The sequence below is a fragment of the Methanobrevibacter sp. genome, from assembly GCF_045646045.1.
In the GTDB taxonomy this organism is placed as follows: domain Archaea; phylum Methanobacteriota; class Methanobacteria; order Methanobacteriales; family Methanobacteriaceae; genus Methanocatella.
In genome coordinates, this window is record NZ_JAZRJY010000005.1 from 1 (window position 1) to 14,226 (window position 14,226).

13 protein-coding genes and 1 pseudogene are annotated in these 14,226 nt (G+C 30.9%); 7 read left to right on the forward strand and 7 right to left on the reverse strand.

Going from position 1 to position 14,226, the window contains the following annotated elements; genetic code table 11:
• Window positions 1-592: 592 nt before the first annotated feature.
• Window positions 593-2,947 carry a hypothetical protein gene (locus ACKI5C_RS00135; protein ID WP_407430814.1) on the reverse strand — a complete coding sequence of 785 codons (2,355 nt, stop codon included), beginning with the start codon at window positions 2,945-2,947 and terminating at the stop codon, window positions 593-595.
• Window positions 2,948-3,842: 895 nt separating this feature from the next.
• On the opposite strand from ACKI5C_RS00135, the gene ACKI5C_RS00140 reads away from it, so the two are divergent.
• Window positions 3,843-3,971 (forward strand): hypothetical protein, encoded by a 129-nt coding sequence (locus tag ACKI5C_RS00140; protein WP_407430816.1) that lies wholly within the window; start codon window positions 3,843-3,845, stop codon window positions 3,969-3,971.
• Between the two features lie 191 nt (window positions 3,972-4,162).
• Window positions 4,163-4,480: a TfoX/Sxy family protein gene (locus tag ACKI5C_RS00145; protein WP_407430818.1), complete on the forward strand. Its 318-nt coding sequence runs from the start codon at window positions 4,163-4,165 to the stop codon at window positions 4,478-4,480.
• A 143-nt stretch (window positions 4,481-4,623) separates the two neighbouring features.
• On the opposite strand, the gene ACKI5C_RS00150 is transcribed toward ACKI5C_RS00145, so the two are convergent.
• Complete coding sequence (locus ACKI5C_RS00150) at window positions 4,624-5,715, reverse strand: radical SAM protein (protein ID WP_407430820.1); 1,092 nt, start codon at window positions 5,713-5,715, stop codon at window positions 4,624-4,626.
• Window positions 5,716-6,327, reverse strand: coding sequence for a TetR/AcrR family transcriptional regulator (locus tag ACKI5C_RS00155; RefSeq protein WP_407430822.1), 612 nt, complete (start codon window positions 6,325-6,327; stop codon window positions 5,716-5,718).
• A gap of 431 nt (window positions 6,328-6,758) precedes the next feature.
• Here ACKI5C_RS00155 and ACKI5C_RS00160 point away from each other — a divergent pair, with 431 nt between their 5' ends.
• Window positions 6,759-9,143, forward strand: a complete 2,385-nt coding sequence (locus ACKI5C_RS00160) for a right-handed parallel beta-helix repeat-containing protein (RefSeq protein ID WP_407430824.1) — start codon at window positions 6,759-6,761, stop codon at window positions 9,141-9,143.
• Window positions 9,144-9,244: 101 nt separating this feature from the next.
• On the opposite strand, the gene ACKI5C_RS00165 is transcribed toward ACKI5C_RS00160, so the two are convergent.
• Entirely contained in the window at window positions 9,245-9,415 is a 171-nt protein-coding gene (locus tag ACKI5C_RS00165; protein ID WP_407430826.1) for a hypothetical protein, read from the reverse strand.
• Between the two features lie 30 nt (window positions 9,416-9,445).
• Between ACKI5C_RS00165 and ACKI5C_RS00170 the strand changes: the two genes are divergently transcribed.
• The 4 genes and pseudogenes from ACKI5C_RS00170 (at window position 9,446) to ACKI5C_RS00185 (ending at window position 10,636) form a co-directional block, all read left to right on the forward strand.
• Window positions 9,446-9,721 carry a hypothetical protein gene (locus ACKI5C_RS00170; protein WP_407430828.1) on the forward strand — a complete coding sequence of 92 codons (276 nt, stop codon included), beginning with the start codon at window positions 9,446-9,448 and terminating at the stop codon, window positions 9,719-9,721.
• 30 nt (window positions 9,722-9,751) lie between these two features.
• The gene (locus ACKI5C_RS00175) at window positions 9,752-9,958 is read left to right on the forward strand and encodes a hypothetical protein (RefSeq protein ID WP_407430830.1); all 207 of its coding nucleotides are present in this window, start codon (window positions 9,752-9,754) and stop codon (window positions 9,956-9,958) included.
• 17 nt (window positions 9,959-9,975) lie between these two features.
• Complete coding sequence (locus ACKI5C_RS00180) at window positions 9,976-10,221, forward strand: zinc ribbon domain-containing protein (protein WP_407430832.1); 246 nt, start codon at window positions 9,976-9,978, stop codon at window positions 10,219-10,221.
• 98 nt (window positions 10,222-10,319) lie between these two features.
• Window positions 10,320-10,636: pseudogene (locus ACKI5C_RS00185) on the forward strand (TfoX/Sxy family protein).
• A gap of 142 nt (window positions 10,637-10,778) precedes the next feature.
• Here the strand turns inward: ACKI5C_RS00185 and ACKI5C_RS00190 are convergent.
• The 3 genes from ACKI5C_RS00190 to ACKI5C_RS00200 all read right to left on the reverse strand — a co-directional run bounded on the left by ACKI5C_RS00190 (window position 10,779) and on the right by ACKI5C_RS00200 (window position 13,484).
• A complete protein-coding gene (locus ACKI5C_RS00190) occupies window positions 10,779-11,216 on the reverse strand; it encodes a cyclophilin-like fold protein (protein WP_407430834.1) in 438 nt (145 codons plus the stop codon).
• Window positions 11,217-11,314: 98 nt separating this feature from the next.
• Window positions 11,315-11,947: an HXXEE domain-containing protein gene (locus tag ACKI5C_RS00195; RefSeq protein WP_407430836.1), complete on the reverse strand. Its 633-nt coding sequence runs from the start codon at window positions 11,945-11,947 to the stop codon at window positions 11,315-11,317.
• A 298-nt stretch (window positions 11,948-12,245) separates the two neighbouring features.
• Window positions 12,246-13,484, reverse strand: a complete 1,239-nt coding sequence (locus tag ACKI5C_RS00200; RefSeq protein WP_407430838.1) for a DUF3100 domain-containing protein — start codon at window positions 13,482-13,484, stop codon at window positions 12,246-12,248.
• Between the last annotated feature and the right edge of the window lie 742 nt (window positions 13,485-14,226).

Consider the following 14,226-nt stretch of genomic DNA (forward strand, 5'->3'; position numbering starts at 1 on the left):
TGGAGTTCTGCCGAATGATTTGATTTTGACCATGATCTGCTGTCAGATAGTGTTCAAGGTACTGTACGAACTGATATTCTATCCATTAACCAGAAAAGTGGTTTTCAAAATAAGAACCTTGGATGAGGGGTCACTGTTTAGCCAGAATTAAAAAAGAGAATAAATAAAACAATATTTTTATTTTATTCTACTTTAATCTATTATAATCTATGGATTGATTGCATGGAAGAATATTTGATGGAAACATTAACGATTGCTGTTTCACGACTCAATTTGGTTTTCTACTGTGATAATATATGAAAGGGTTTCAGAAATTAAGTTTTAAATAGCTGATGCTGAATGTAAATGTTAAAAAAATAGATTAATGGAACTAAAAGTGTATAAGTGAACAAGAAACTGATAACAAATAGCACTAAAAATTAAAAAAACAATCAAAAAAGTTTTAATTTAGTAAATAGCTATCTAAAAATTAAATAATCCTATAAAATTTTACATACTCAAAAAAAAGAAAAAAGGAGTGATAAATAATCACTCCAAACATTGTTGCTTTAGAATCTATCATGCCAAAGTCTAATCATTATCTAGACTATTATTATATGCATAAATGACCTCCCTCTGAGGAGACACTGCTTCCTACAACAGTTTGTGTACACTCCGGATCAAGTTCAGCATAATACGCAATAATCTTATCATTAAATCCATAAAGTCCAAAATATCCTCCTAACATACCAGATATCATTCCGACTCCAACAAAAATTCCACAACAAGTTATTCTGTTAAAATTAACATCATAATTGCATTCAATACTTCTTTCTGCAGCAAAAAGACCAAAAGCGGCGCCAATAGCTCCACCTACAGCTACACCAATTGCAGGATTACAGGTAAAGACAGTTGTAAGAAAACCGGCAGCAAATGCACCGACACCAGCGACTACAGCCATCAAAGTCATATCCGACATAGATACGCTTTCTGCAAAGTAAACATTTTTAGTATCACTTGTGACGTATTTATCGCCAACCTGTACCCGTCCTCCGTCACCAACACAGATATCATCACCTTCTCCATATGCCTTATTTCCCTCGAATGCACAGTTGTTAATTGACAAAAAGCCTTGATTAAAGATTGCAGCACCATTTTTAGCATAATTATTGGTAAAACTACAATTATCACATATTACATTACCAGTATTTAAAATTGCAGCACCCCAATCTCTTTCAATTGTATAGTCCATACGATTGTTATCAAATCGAATATTATTGAAATAACAAGTTCCTGCAAGGCATTCAACTGCAGTATTGAAGTTTTTAACAGTCAAATCATAAGCCGCAAAATAGGTATTACTATCGCCGCCCATTTCAACCCATTTTTTTTCATCATGGTCGTCCTTAGCATAACCGTCAATTGTTGAACCGTTACCCATTATAAGTATGGAATCAAAACCGGAGATATTTGGTCTCCATGTATCATCGGATTCAGCATTTATTTTATCTGTGAAAATAACTTTAAGATTATTAACAAATTTTCCAGCACCTTTATCTGCATCAAACCAGTAACCCCAGCCTTTAATCGAATGGATATCATTATAATCATAGACATCATGAACAAAACCGATGAGATTTTGTGTGAGGCTAACTTCATAGTTCCCATGAAGTACATAATCAAAAACCTGATTAAAATCAGTTATATTTGAAAAAGAAATTGATTTGAGATAATCAAAACCCAAGTGAGAAATTGTTTGGCTTATTGGATTAAGATGAAATGACTCAATCCAGTCTACAGTAAAGTCCATCATAGCTTTGGAATATTTGTCCATATAAATATAATCATATACATCTTCATATGCAGCAAAATTCAAAATGAATAAACCCGTTTCATTAAAATATTGGGCAAAACAATTTAAATCATTACTAATATTATTTAAACCACCGGCCACTATAGATTTATATATTAAAGGAATAATATCCAAATTATTACTCTTCTCTGCAGTTAGATTACCCCAGACAGGAATCTTATATGAATAGAAAAGATAATCTGCATCAATATTAAATAGGGAACCCTCAATAAACGGAAGGTTATTATTAAAAGTATTATTAACTAGTCTGATTTTTTCACATTTACGATCAGTATATATTGCTTCTTTGGTTAACTGTGAACAGGAATTAATAAAATTACATTGGATAACAGTATTATTCGCACCGCCAAGATAGAGTGCACCACCTACTCCTCTAGCAGTGTTATTAATAAATTTACAATTCACAATTAAACCATTGTCGCCTGTCCATGTCATTGCACCACCATTTACAGCACAATTATTATAGAAATTACAGTCTTTTATAGTTCCGTTGATACCACTCCAGCATATTGGACTGTTAATTCTTTCAAAACGGTGTCCATCAATAGTTGGACCTGGTATACAACTTGGCACACTATTGGCGAAGGTTAAATTGCTGATTGTTACATTATTTGATAGGACTTTAAATATTGCAAAGTTTTGAGATCCTCCGGCATCAATAGTAAAACCGTTACCGTTAATAACAAGATTATCCTGGTCAATTACAATAATACGGTTCTCCAAGACAAGTGTCTGATTAACACCGTCAAATATATAATTTTTTGTAAAATTATAAACATCGCCAGAATGCAAATTCTCAATATCTCTCTTTAGATCATCATATGTGCCTGGTACAGTACTATTAGTCTGTTTATTGTCCACAATATCTTTCTGAATAGAATTTTTGAGATTTATGTCATTATTAACAAGTATTTTGTCTACATTATTATTTTCTACTTCTTCAACATTAAAATTATCAATGTTTATTTCATGATTTTGTCCATTTGCAGTAACATTGCCATTGATTTGATTTGAATCGGCTGCAAAAGTACAAGACATGCTTATTAAAAGGCATGCACTTATTATTACCAAAATCATTAATTTTTTTAGATTCACATTAACACCTCCTGAGTTTTTATTTCCGGGGAAAATTTATTGAGAAATAAAACCCTCAAAAATCCAATTGACGATTTATCTCTTTTAGAAAGTATAATAAATACTATTCTAATAACAGTAGTGGAAACATATATTAAATGACACTATTAAAAGCATTTTCATCATTTATTTCATTAATTGAATAAGAACATAATAATGTTAAATATCATGAACATATTAATAAAAATAATGCTTTAACTTTATGGGGATTATATATATTTCATGAAATATGACTACTTTTTTCAAATATCTAAAAACTAATATATAAATATATTTGCAAGTTATTACTTGCTTGCATGCCGTTTTTTTAAAAAATAACTATATAAATTAACACATTCAATATCTAAAAACTAAAAAATGGATTAAATGATTCATGAATACATTAAAACAATTAAAATTAAGATAGATATAATTAAGACCAGATGCAAAAATCCAAAATAACATGAAAAATAAAAAAAGAGTGATAATAATCACTCTCTAACCGAACGGCCTTAAATATCACTTAGTTTAGCTAAATCCAATCATAGTTTGTGGTAAAAAACCACTAATTAAGTAATTGAATGATTCCTAAACACCAGATATTAATGACTCTATATTACCACCAATACTAGAAACTTCACTTCCTTCAGCAATTGAACTTAATTCATATGAAAAACTTTGCGTTACCTCAAATGAACTTATTTCAAATGGAAAACCCTATCTATTGCATAATATCCGCAGCATCCACAGAATATGCCAAAGACCATTCCCACCATAACAAAATTATTATAATATCCCATTATATTAAAATCAGGATATCAAAAAGTGCTTAAATTAATTCCTGAATTAATTGAAATTTGTGATATTGTCTATATCTATGACAATACAAAATGTTACATTTAGAATATTTAAGAAAAGAAAAGATGTTTGTTTCCATTGGGAAAATAAGTATTGGAGCTTTTCAGAAATTGAAAAACTTACTGGAATAACTGAATATGAAAATTGATATCATTTAATGGGGCTTATTTTAATAGTATTGTTATTTCATTTAATAGTATAGTTTGGGAGCTAAAAGTACATTATATTTTGTATAGTATATGGGCAAAAATTTTTTAAAATTATATATCTAATTAAATAATAAGGAAAATGGTTTTTATTTATATATAAGTTAACAAATGACAAGCTTAAGAGGATAATATGGTATCAAGTAATGAATATTTGGAATATATATTGGAACAGTTATCTGAATTGGATGATATATCATATAGGTCAATGATGGGAGAATATATTATTTACTATCACGGCAAGATTATTGGAGGCATTTATGATGACCGATTTTTAGTCAAACCTGTAAAAGCCGCAATATCAATGATGCCTGATGCTGATATGGAATTGCCGTATGAAGGTGCAAAAGAAATGTTACTTGTTGATGAAGTGGAAAACAAGGAATTTTTAATGGAATTATTTGATGCAATGTATGAAGAACTCCCAGCACCAAAGAAAAAAAGAAATTAACTTCTGAATTTGTACATTATTAACATTATTTTATTGGATATTTGCTTTGATTTTATTTTTAATTCAATTTTATAATAAAAAATGATAGTTGGGATTTATTAATATTTTCTTCTAAATAATGTCTTGAAAAAGATGCATTTTTACTATTTTTCTAATAAATTTTCCACTTCTTTTTTATGTTCAAATAATACGCATCCCCCTTCATGTTCATCCATAAGAATGCCTCCATCTCTGAGGCTCTTAAATAATTTTGAATTCAAAGCTTCAAGTAGAGATGTGTCCTTGACATTGATGTCGGAGTATGGTGAAGCTGGACAAGGTTCTGCACCCCCATGTGAATTGATGTGGAAAAATCCTCTTCCGGCAGCCAGGCAACCTCCGGAAGTCTTTTCATCTCCTGGAAATGACAGGAACAGCATGCCATCATATTCTTTTCGCAAGCATTCCAGATTATCCAATAATAACTCTCTTTCATTGTCGCTTGGAGCTTTTTCATAAGTTTCTTCGTTAACCGGGACATATTCAATGAAAAATACAACTTTGCATCCTAAATCATATAATGTGTCAATAAATTCCTTTGAAATTAATGATGTTAAGTTTCCTTTTGTAAATGTTAGTGAAGCGCCAAAAATTATATTGTTTTTCCTCATTAGATTCATTGAATCAACCAGCTGGCTATAAACACCTTCTCCTCTTCTGGAATCGGTGATTTTTTCATCTCCTTCAATGGAAATGATTGGTATGATGTTTCTGTTTTTGTTGAATAGTTTTAAATAATCATCATTTAACATGGTTCCGTTTGTAAATATTGGAAATAGAATTTCTGGAAAATTAGTGGCTTTTTTTATAACATCTTCTCTAAGAAGAGGCTCTCCGCCTGCAAGAACAATGAAACTTATTCCAAGCTTTTTTGCTTGGCTGAAAATTTCTTCCCATTCCTCAGCCGAAAGCTGATTTGAGGGATCATCATCACTGCATGAGTTATTGGCTCTAGAGTAGCAACCGGTGCAATGAAGATTGCAACTACTTGTAATGCTTGAAATTAGAAAGACTGGAATGTTTTGACCATTTTTATCATATTCTTGTCTGATTTCAGTAGCTTTTTTTGCATATTTGGAAAATTTGTGTAAGAATAAAATTTCTTTAGGATTTTTTATGGATGCCTTGATGGCGTCTTTTATGATGTATTCCACTCCTTCAGCGAGATATTCTTGAATATTAAATTTGTCATTCATTCATTTCACCTTCACGCTTTCAAATAAAAATTTTGCATGCTGTTCTGTTTCGTCAAATAATTTCTCCAATGCCTCTTCAGGGATGTCATCGTATTTTGCGCATATGTCCAGGAGCAAATAGATTGGAAAACTGTAATACTGCTTTGCCAGTAGTTCGGGGTTGCAATTTTTGTGTATAATTCCTTTTTCTTTTAAAATTGTGAATAGCCCTTTCCAAAATTCCAATGGCTTGACTAATATCTCATTTTGGAAGAACAATCTAATTGTTTCATTATGATGCATTTGTATGAGAATCAACTTCCAGATTTTAAGGTTTGTTTCCTGAAAAAGCATGTTTTTCATTGCTTCAGATCCAGCATGATAAAACGCTTCTGGATTTTCCAATAGGGGATTATTGTCGCTTAATTCTATGTTTTCATCATCTAGTTCAAAACTGCTTGTAAACTGATTAAATATGTCCATCAGTATGGATTCTTTTGAGGAATAATGACTGTAAATAGAACTTTTTTTGATTCCTACCTCTTCAGCGATTTCTCTTAGTGAAACTGAATCATAACCTTTTTTTGAAAATAATTCTAGAGATACATTAAATATTTTTTCTTTGGTATTCATCATTACCTACCTACCGTTCGTTAGGTAAATTATAAACTTAAAGATATATAAAGTTTTCTAGTTTAGAAAAGAGTAAAAAATTTTCATGCTAAAAGTACTAAATATGTTGTATCTGTACGGGCAAAATTCATTTTTAATACTTTTTTTGATTAAATAAGATTTATGGGTCTATTTTTATTAATTTAGCTTTTTTTTAATATTAATTAACAATATTTTTTGCTATTGTGACTAGATTCAGCACAGATATGATGGGTGTGTATTTTTTTTAAAAAGGTATGCAAGTAAGTACTTTGTTGCGAAAATATTTATATAATTCAATTTTTAGATAGTAATGTAAAAAGTAATTTACATTGATGAAAACTATCAACTGTGTTTTTGAGAATATCTTCCAATATATTTTGCCATTGATGAAATAACTCTGGTGGTATTTAATGTTGAATCTAAAAAGATTAATGATTTTGGTCATAATGAGTGCATGTCTTTTAATAACTGTATCAGGTGCTTTTGCAGCCGATTCAAATCAAATCAGTGATAATATTATTGCGGATGGACAAAATCATGAAATAAACATTGATAATTTTAATATTATGGAAGTAGATAAAAATGCTAATAGCCAGATAAATTTGAAAGACCCTATTCAAAATAATATAAAAGACAATGGATCAGCAAATGGTGGTGTGCCCGGTTCATATGATGATTTGAAGGATGATATTGAGAATTTGCATTCTGGTGATGTTTATAATTTTACAAGGGATTATATATTTGATGGTAATGGTCAGACATTATTATTGCAGGATCGTATTATTGCAATTAATCAGGATAATATTATTATTAACGGTAATGGTTTTGCAATTGATGCTGGTGGTTCTCAGAACTTCGCAATATTTAAAATATCTGGAAATAATGTAACAATCAGCAATTTAACCTTTGCCAATAGTGTGCCAAGTTGTATACCCGGTCCAACTATTGATGGGCACCGTTTTGAAAGGATTAACAGTCCAATATGCTGGCAGGGCAACAATGGAACCATGAAAGACTGTAATTTCTACAACAATTGTGCTGTAAACGGCGGTGCAATGACATGGACAGGAAACAACGGAACAATTGAGAATTGCATGTTTATCAATAACACGGCAAGAGGAGTTGGCGGTGCACTATATATTGGTGGTGTGAACAATACCGTTTCATGGTGTATTTTTGTTAATTCAACTTCACAGCTAACCGGAGAAGCAATATATTTAGACCGCAGTTGTGAAAAAATCAGGTTTGTTAATGATGCTTTTAATAATAAAATTTCGGTTATTGATGGTGCTGAATCTAATATTGATGCTGATTATCTTTTCTATTCATATAAAATTCCTGTGTGGGGTAATATATCAACAGAAAAGGGTTATACATTGGATATTATTCCTTTAATATATAAATCCATCATAACCGGTGGTGTAAATAATATTAGTGATGATTTTAATTATTTTGCCCAATATTTTAATGAAACCGGTGTATTCATTTTGAATTTTGCGGCATATGATGAATTATCTCAATATATGTCTGTCAACGAATTTTCGAGCACTATTTTTCGCATGGGTTTGGATTATCTTAAATCAATGTCTTTTTCAAACATAACGGATTTCAATCAGGTTTTTGACTGTGTACTTCATGAAAACTATGAAATTACCCTTACGCAAAATCTCATCGGTTATGTTAATAATCTATTGGATTATAATCTGATTTCTTCGACTGAATCCTGCGGGCACTGGTTTGACACAGATAAAGATGCCAAAAATTTTATAAATAATTTAAAAGTTATTTTTACAGATAAAATAGATATTTTATCTATTGGAAGCTGGAAAACAAATAAAAAGGGTTTTAATTCTATTCTCATAATGGGTCATGGTTCAACAATATATGGTGATGCCAAAAATGACCGTGATGAGGAAAAATGGGTTGAAATGAATGGTGACCCTAATACCATATTTGCGGCTTATGATTTGACTGTTAAAAACTTCAATACTGCGGTTGAATGTTTTGCAGGAACTTGTTATTTAAACAATGTTCGATTTGATAATAATCGTATGGACTATATAATTGAAAGAGATTGGGGTGCAGCAATTATAAACACTGGTAATGTGATGTGTGATAATTGTAGTTTCACAAATAATTACGCCAAAAACGGTGGTGCAATCTTTAATCAGGGTTTCCTGTCACTTAACAACTGCACATTCAAGGGAAATAAGGCATATGGAAAAGGCGATAATGTCTGTGTCGGTGACGGAGGACTGATACAGTTTAACGGTATGAACCTCACAGGTGATTTCGGCCCTGTTTACTTTACAAAGAGCATATCTGTAACGGATATGACTTTGATAGGAGTAGTCGTTGGTGTTGGTGCTTTTGCTACCGGTTTTCTTACTACTGTATTTACTTGTAATCCAGGAATTGGTATGGCCGTAGGTGCGTCTATTGGTGCTTGTTTTGGTCTTTTTGCTGCCGCTGAAACTATTGAATCCAGTTATGATGTTAATTTCGATAGATTGAGTTGTACTATAAGTTTTGTTTCAGTAGGAATAATAACTGGTGAATTAGGAGGATATCTCGGATGTTATGGAATTGGATTTTATGATGTTGAGGAGTTCTCAATAATACTTGGGGAGCAATCAGACGATACGATCTCTGTATCCGAAACGGAATTAAACCAGCTATTTGGTGAAGATGGGTCAGTTATTGGGAATAGTGAATCAAGCATTGTTGAGGATACGAGCACAGATCTGGTGGTACAAAGATTCCTTAGAAATCTTCTGAATATTGGGCGAGGTTAATGCAGTTCAAAATCTCACGAATCATTATCAAATTCCTGCATTAATGAATCAAATCCTCGTTAATTTACAAATTAAACCCATAAAAATTAGCGGGGATACAATCATTCAACACTAGCAAATTTGTAATATCTCGAAGAATTAGATATAACTGCTTTAATTCCAACAAAACAGCAAAATATGGATGAATTCAGGTAATCTACCTGATAATCCATTATTTTCTTTTTAATGAATATTAAAATGTTTTCATTTGTCCCAATAATGTTCGTATTCAAAAGGATAAATATGGATATGATAAAATAAAATTGGCCAAACTGGGATTAGTAAAATTAAAAACCAGCAAAAAATACCGAGAACTACTACAAAAAACAACAGACAAAAATGACCCCACAGCAAAAATCAAACACATAACCATTAAAAAAGACAACAACAAGTACTATGCTGTTTTTAACATCGAATGCATACACATTCCCGATAAAATATTTGGCCCAAAACAACAAATCGGAATAGACATCGAATGCGGAAAACTAGCTGTTTTCTCCAATAAACAAGAGATAAACAATCTTGATTTAACCAAATAAACAGAAAAAATCATCCACTACCAAAAAATAATGAGCCACAAAAGAAAAAACTCAAACAGATACCAAAAAGCAAAAAAACTCTACCAAAAATGGATGAAAAAACTAGTACAAAAAAGAACCGACTACTATAATAAAATAACTACTTTTATTGTTCAAAATTCCTCTTTTATTGCAGTACAAAATGAAAACATCATACTATGGAAAAAAATAAATACATATCACACAACTTACAATTAAACGCACCACGAACATTCATGGACAAAATAGAATATAAATGCAAATGGAATAATGTAACATTTATCAAAGTCCCAAAAGAATTCCCATCCACACAAATATGCAGCAACTGCAAAAAACAAAACATTAATATAAAAGGAATAAAAAATGTAGGAATAAGAACATGGATATGCCCAGAATGCAATACCCATCACGATAGAGACATAAATGATAGTATAAATATCTTAAATGAAGGGTTAAAAATCGTTGGAACGACGATGCAGTAAAAATTCAAAATAAAATACTATAATATGGTTTGCGAATCCCCGTCGTCTACACAGAGGGGAAGTTCAAAGTTAACTAATGACAAGTTTAAGAGGAAAATATGGCATCAAGTAAGGGATATTTGGATATATATTGGAACAGTTATCTGACTTGGATGATATATCATATAGGTCAATGATGGGAGAATATATTATTTACTATCGCGGCAAGATTATTGGAGGCATTTATGATGACCGTTTTTTAGTCAAACCTGTAAAATCCGCAATATCAATGATGCCTAATGCGGATATGGAATTGCCATATGAAGGTGCAAAGAAAATGTTGCTTGTTGATGAAGTGGAAAACAGGGAATTGTTAAGGGAATTATTTGATGCAATGTATGAAGAACTTCCGGCACCAAAGAAAAAAAGAAATTAACTTCTGAATTTGGACATTATTAACATTATTTATTGGATATTTGTTTTTGATTTTATTATTTGCCTGTAGAGCAAAAAGTCATTATATTTTGTATAGCATGTGGGTAGCAAACTTTTACAATGAATTTCTGAATCTATAAGCGTTATCTTAAACTTAAAACAAATGTAACATCTCCGCTTCCTAATGTTTCTTTAAGCTGAGTGGAGTTGATATTTTCTATTTCTCCTATTTTTGTATAACTCCATGAATGGGGATTGTAAAATAGGGATATTTTATTTCCCTGATATAATACGATGTCTCCGGATTTAGTATTTATATTTTCATCATTTGTTGGAAGGGTAAAACCTAATTCACCTATTTTTTCAAAATTGCCATAATCTGTTGCATTGATGGTTATATTTCTTTTTTCCAATATTTTAATCAGTTCTTCTGTAGCAGAATTATTTTCTAATCTTACATTAAATACTGTATCATCTATTTTGAGTATAATGTGATCATCTCCTATGTCTGCACCGCTAACTGCGGAGCAAGTAAATAAACATAATAATATTATTAAAGTAATTTTCTTAACAAATGACATTAACATCACTACCATAAAGTACAATATCTCCAGTGTTTTGCTGTTGAAACTTACAATTGCTTTGATTAAATTGAATATCAAGAGATTTCAATCATGTGCTATTCTTCAGGCTTATCAAAACCATAAGCTGATTGTTCGCTTAGAGGATATCCCTCTTTTTTTCCAAGATTCCAGTATAGTGGGGAACGGTAACAGAACCAGAAAATTATAGCAAACCATAAAACTGCTAACACATAATCATACCACATATAAAGGCTAGCATCATATATGTTTAAGAAGTAATAGCATGCAATCGGAGTAAGTCCAAAAATTGCCGTTATAGCTCCAGGATTATACAATGTTTTTTCTTTTACATTAAATGTTATTAAGTGCATAATTAATTCTGCAACTGATAAAAGGATTGCTCCTAATGTCATAAATTTAATATTGAGTAAAAAAGCAGGTAAAATGTATATTAGGGTTCCTGCTAACCAATTTCCAAACATGGAATTGAGATTATTGCAGTTCCATTTGGTGGAATCTGTTTCGTCACTTCCCATCATCACTTTCATTCCCAAATATGGAAATCCACCGGGCCAGCCAAATTCTTCAAAAAAGTGTAAAAATAGCACTGCAGCTAATAATAAAAGAACTTTTTGCAGTGAATCCGTTACAAAAAAGGCAACGATTAAAAAAATGGCTACTGAAATATAAACGGATATATTATACCAATTATTTATTATTCTTTTCATTAATTTTCCCCATTTTCAATTATACTATGATAAAGCGATTTTTTTTCATATGATTGAACTCAATGAAGATATTCGTTCATTATCAACATTATATCTCGCTAAGATATAAAAAGTATATTATAATATGCTCTTGATGATATAAATATTTTATACTTACTCTAAATCACGATATATGGTTGATTATGGGTGGTTTTCAAAGTTAATAATACATTAAAATATATTTCTTTTGTTGGAAAACTTTCAATTCATTTTTTCAATTAAGATTTCATTTTTTAAGTATTAAACGGAAATGAATCAATTAGATTGATCCTGATAAAACTAAGACTACGTGTGCAATTATTGCAGAACCAAGGTAAGTTCCAGTAATTACAAATAAAGTAGTAATAATTCCCCTCCAACCAATTTTTTTAAACTCATCCCAGTCTTTACCCATTGCTATACCGACATAAACTAAAAATGCTGCACAGATTGTAGTTAAATCAATTTGAGAAGCGTAATGAATCACAAAATCGGCGGTTGGAACTCCTGGAATTGCAAGAAACATACCAATTAAACATATTAGGATGATTGATGGTATAACTGGAATGATTTCTCCAAGCCATAGGCCTATGAATGCAATGGCTACAATAATAAGCATTCCAATTAATGAATCAACAAATGGAACATGATTGCAAAAAACATTTCCGATAGCAACAATTACTGAAAATACTAAAAGCACGCTCAAAATATTATAAAGGTTATCTATTTTCAATCCAAATGGATTATCTCCATCGTCTTTATCCTGACTGATGTCATCATTAATCTCAAAGCCATTACTTTTGCATAAAACCGGAGATAACCATGAATATAATTTTTCTGTAAGGGGTAATGCAATAAATATGAACAGGTAGATACCAAAAGAGCTTGAAAGAACATTACTGCATCCTGCAAAAGCTTCTAACTGAGTACCCATGGAAGGGTATAAATTCACTAAAGGAACTAATCCTGCGGCGTTCATGCTTGCACTTCCTACACCGGTTGCCATTGCATATGCATATGGATGTAGTGGTAGGAGTGAGACACACAGGCTTGCAAAGAAACTCATATATATGGCGCCAATGATGGTTCCTATGATATAAATAAATAAAACTCCGCGTGACTCTGGAGATGTAACCCCATATTTGTCAATAATATATGCTACATTGGGGTCACGACATATTGAACTTGTCATACCAATAGCTTCTCTTCTAAAACCTAAAAGTAAAGCAACAGGCAATGCTATAACAGTACATACATCCCCTAATAACTGTAAAATCAAGGCAGGACCTACATTAAAAATCATATAGATAGACTCTCCACTTGAAATAGCCAGTTTGGATATTATCACGCCAAGAAGTATAGCCATGATTTCTTCAGCAATTTTACCTTCTTCGTCACTGATCCATTTAAAATGTTTTGACAAATAGATAGCTATTCCCAGAACTATGGAATATGTTATGGGCAGTAATAGAAAACTGACGTTGTCTGTTATTTTAATTTCCCTAACTCCAATGAACATTGAAATAATAAATATAATCAATGCAATAAAATGTAATTTATACACTTTCAATCGCGGACTATTATCAATTCCTCCGTCAGGTTTTTTCCCATCTCTACCCTGTTTAAATCTTTCAGTATCGAGATTGGTTATAGAAATAAAAAAATCCTCCTAATTTATTAATTACCATATAATTTTTTTTTTAAAAATAGCATATTTTTGTTTGTTATTCTTTGTTTAAATAGTTTTTTCCCAGATTAATATATTCCTGTTTTCGTAAAACTATGGTTTAATGAACAAAATTAAAAATAGTAAAGTACGATTTGAACATACGAAGAACTAATGTATTATCTCCTAAAACTAATTTGTTTAACCACTCCATAGTTTACTAAACTGTTATTATTTGTGTTTTTCTACTTAGTTGAACTACCTCGACCTCTGAATGTTGGAGTGATTTAAGGTATTTGAATAATATTACTCACAAATGCTTTTGGAAAAATTATTTTTCAATTAATAGGTATATTAAATCATGGCTTTATAGCTGATGAATTATCATTAAATTATCTGATGACAAAGGAGAGTTTTGAAAAAAGTGATATTTATGTTAAATTAAATCATTGGAACATAAAAATGAAAAAGAAAAAATCGCACAAGTTTTTTGAAAGATTTTTAAAGGTCCGAAAAATTTTAATATATTTTTAAAGATATAATTTAATAATATTGATTAAATGAACACTTTAATATATTTTTTGATGTGTTAAAT

Excerpts from the sequence above, each read along its gene's own strand:
- ACKI5C_RS00175 (WP_407430830.1), top strand. The coding sequence starts at position 9,752 with ATGAGCCACAAAAGAAAAAACTCAAACAGATACCAAAAAGCAAAAAAA.
- ACKI5C_RS00195 (WP_407430836.1), bottom strand. The coding sequence starts at position 11,947 with ATGAAAAGAATAATAAATAATTGGTATAATATATCCGTTTATATTTCA.
- ACKI5C_RS00180 (WP_407430832.1), top strand. The coding sequence starts at position 9,976 with ATGGACAAAATAGAATATAAATGCAAATGGAATAATGTAACATTTATC.
- ACKI5C_RS00150 (WP_407430820.1), bottom strand. The coding sequence starts at position 5,715 with ATGAATGACAAATTTAATATTCAAGAATATCTCGCTGAAGGAGTGGAA.
- ACKI5C_RS00160 (WP_407430824.1), top strand. The coding sequence starts at position 6,759 with ATGTTGAATCTAAAAAGATTAATGATTTTGGTCATAATGAGTGCATGT.
- ACKI5C_RS00190 (WP_407430834.1), bottom strand. The coding sequence starts at position 11,216 with ATGTCATTTGTTAAGAAAATTACTTTAATAATATTATTATGTTTATTT.
- ACKI5C_RS00155 (WP_407430822.1), bottom strand. The coding sequence starts at position 6,327 with ATGAATACCAAAGAAAAAATATTTAATGTATCTCTAGAATTATTTTCA.
- ACKI5C_RS00145 (WP_407430818.1), top strand. The coding sequence starts at position 4,163 with ATGGTATCAAGTAATGAATATTTGGAATATATATTGGAACAGTTATCT.
- ACKI5C_RS00140 (WP_407430816.1), top strand. The coding sequence starts at position 3,843 with ATGACAATACAAAATGTTACATTTAGAATATTTAAGAAAAGAAAAGAT.
- ACKI5C_RS00200 (WP_407430838.1), bottom strand. The coding sequence starts at position 13,484 with ATGTTCATTGGAGTTAGGGAAATTAAAATAACAGACAACGTCAGTTTT.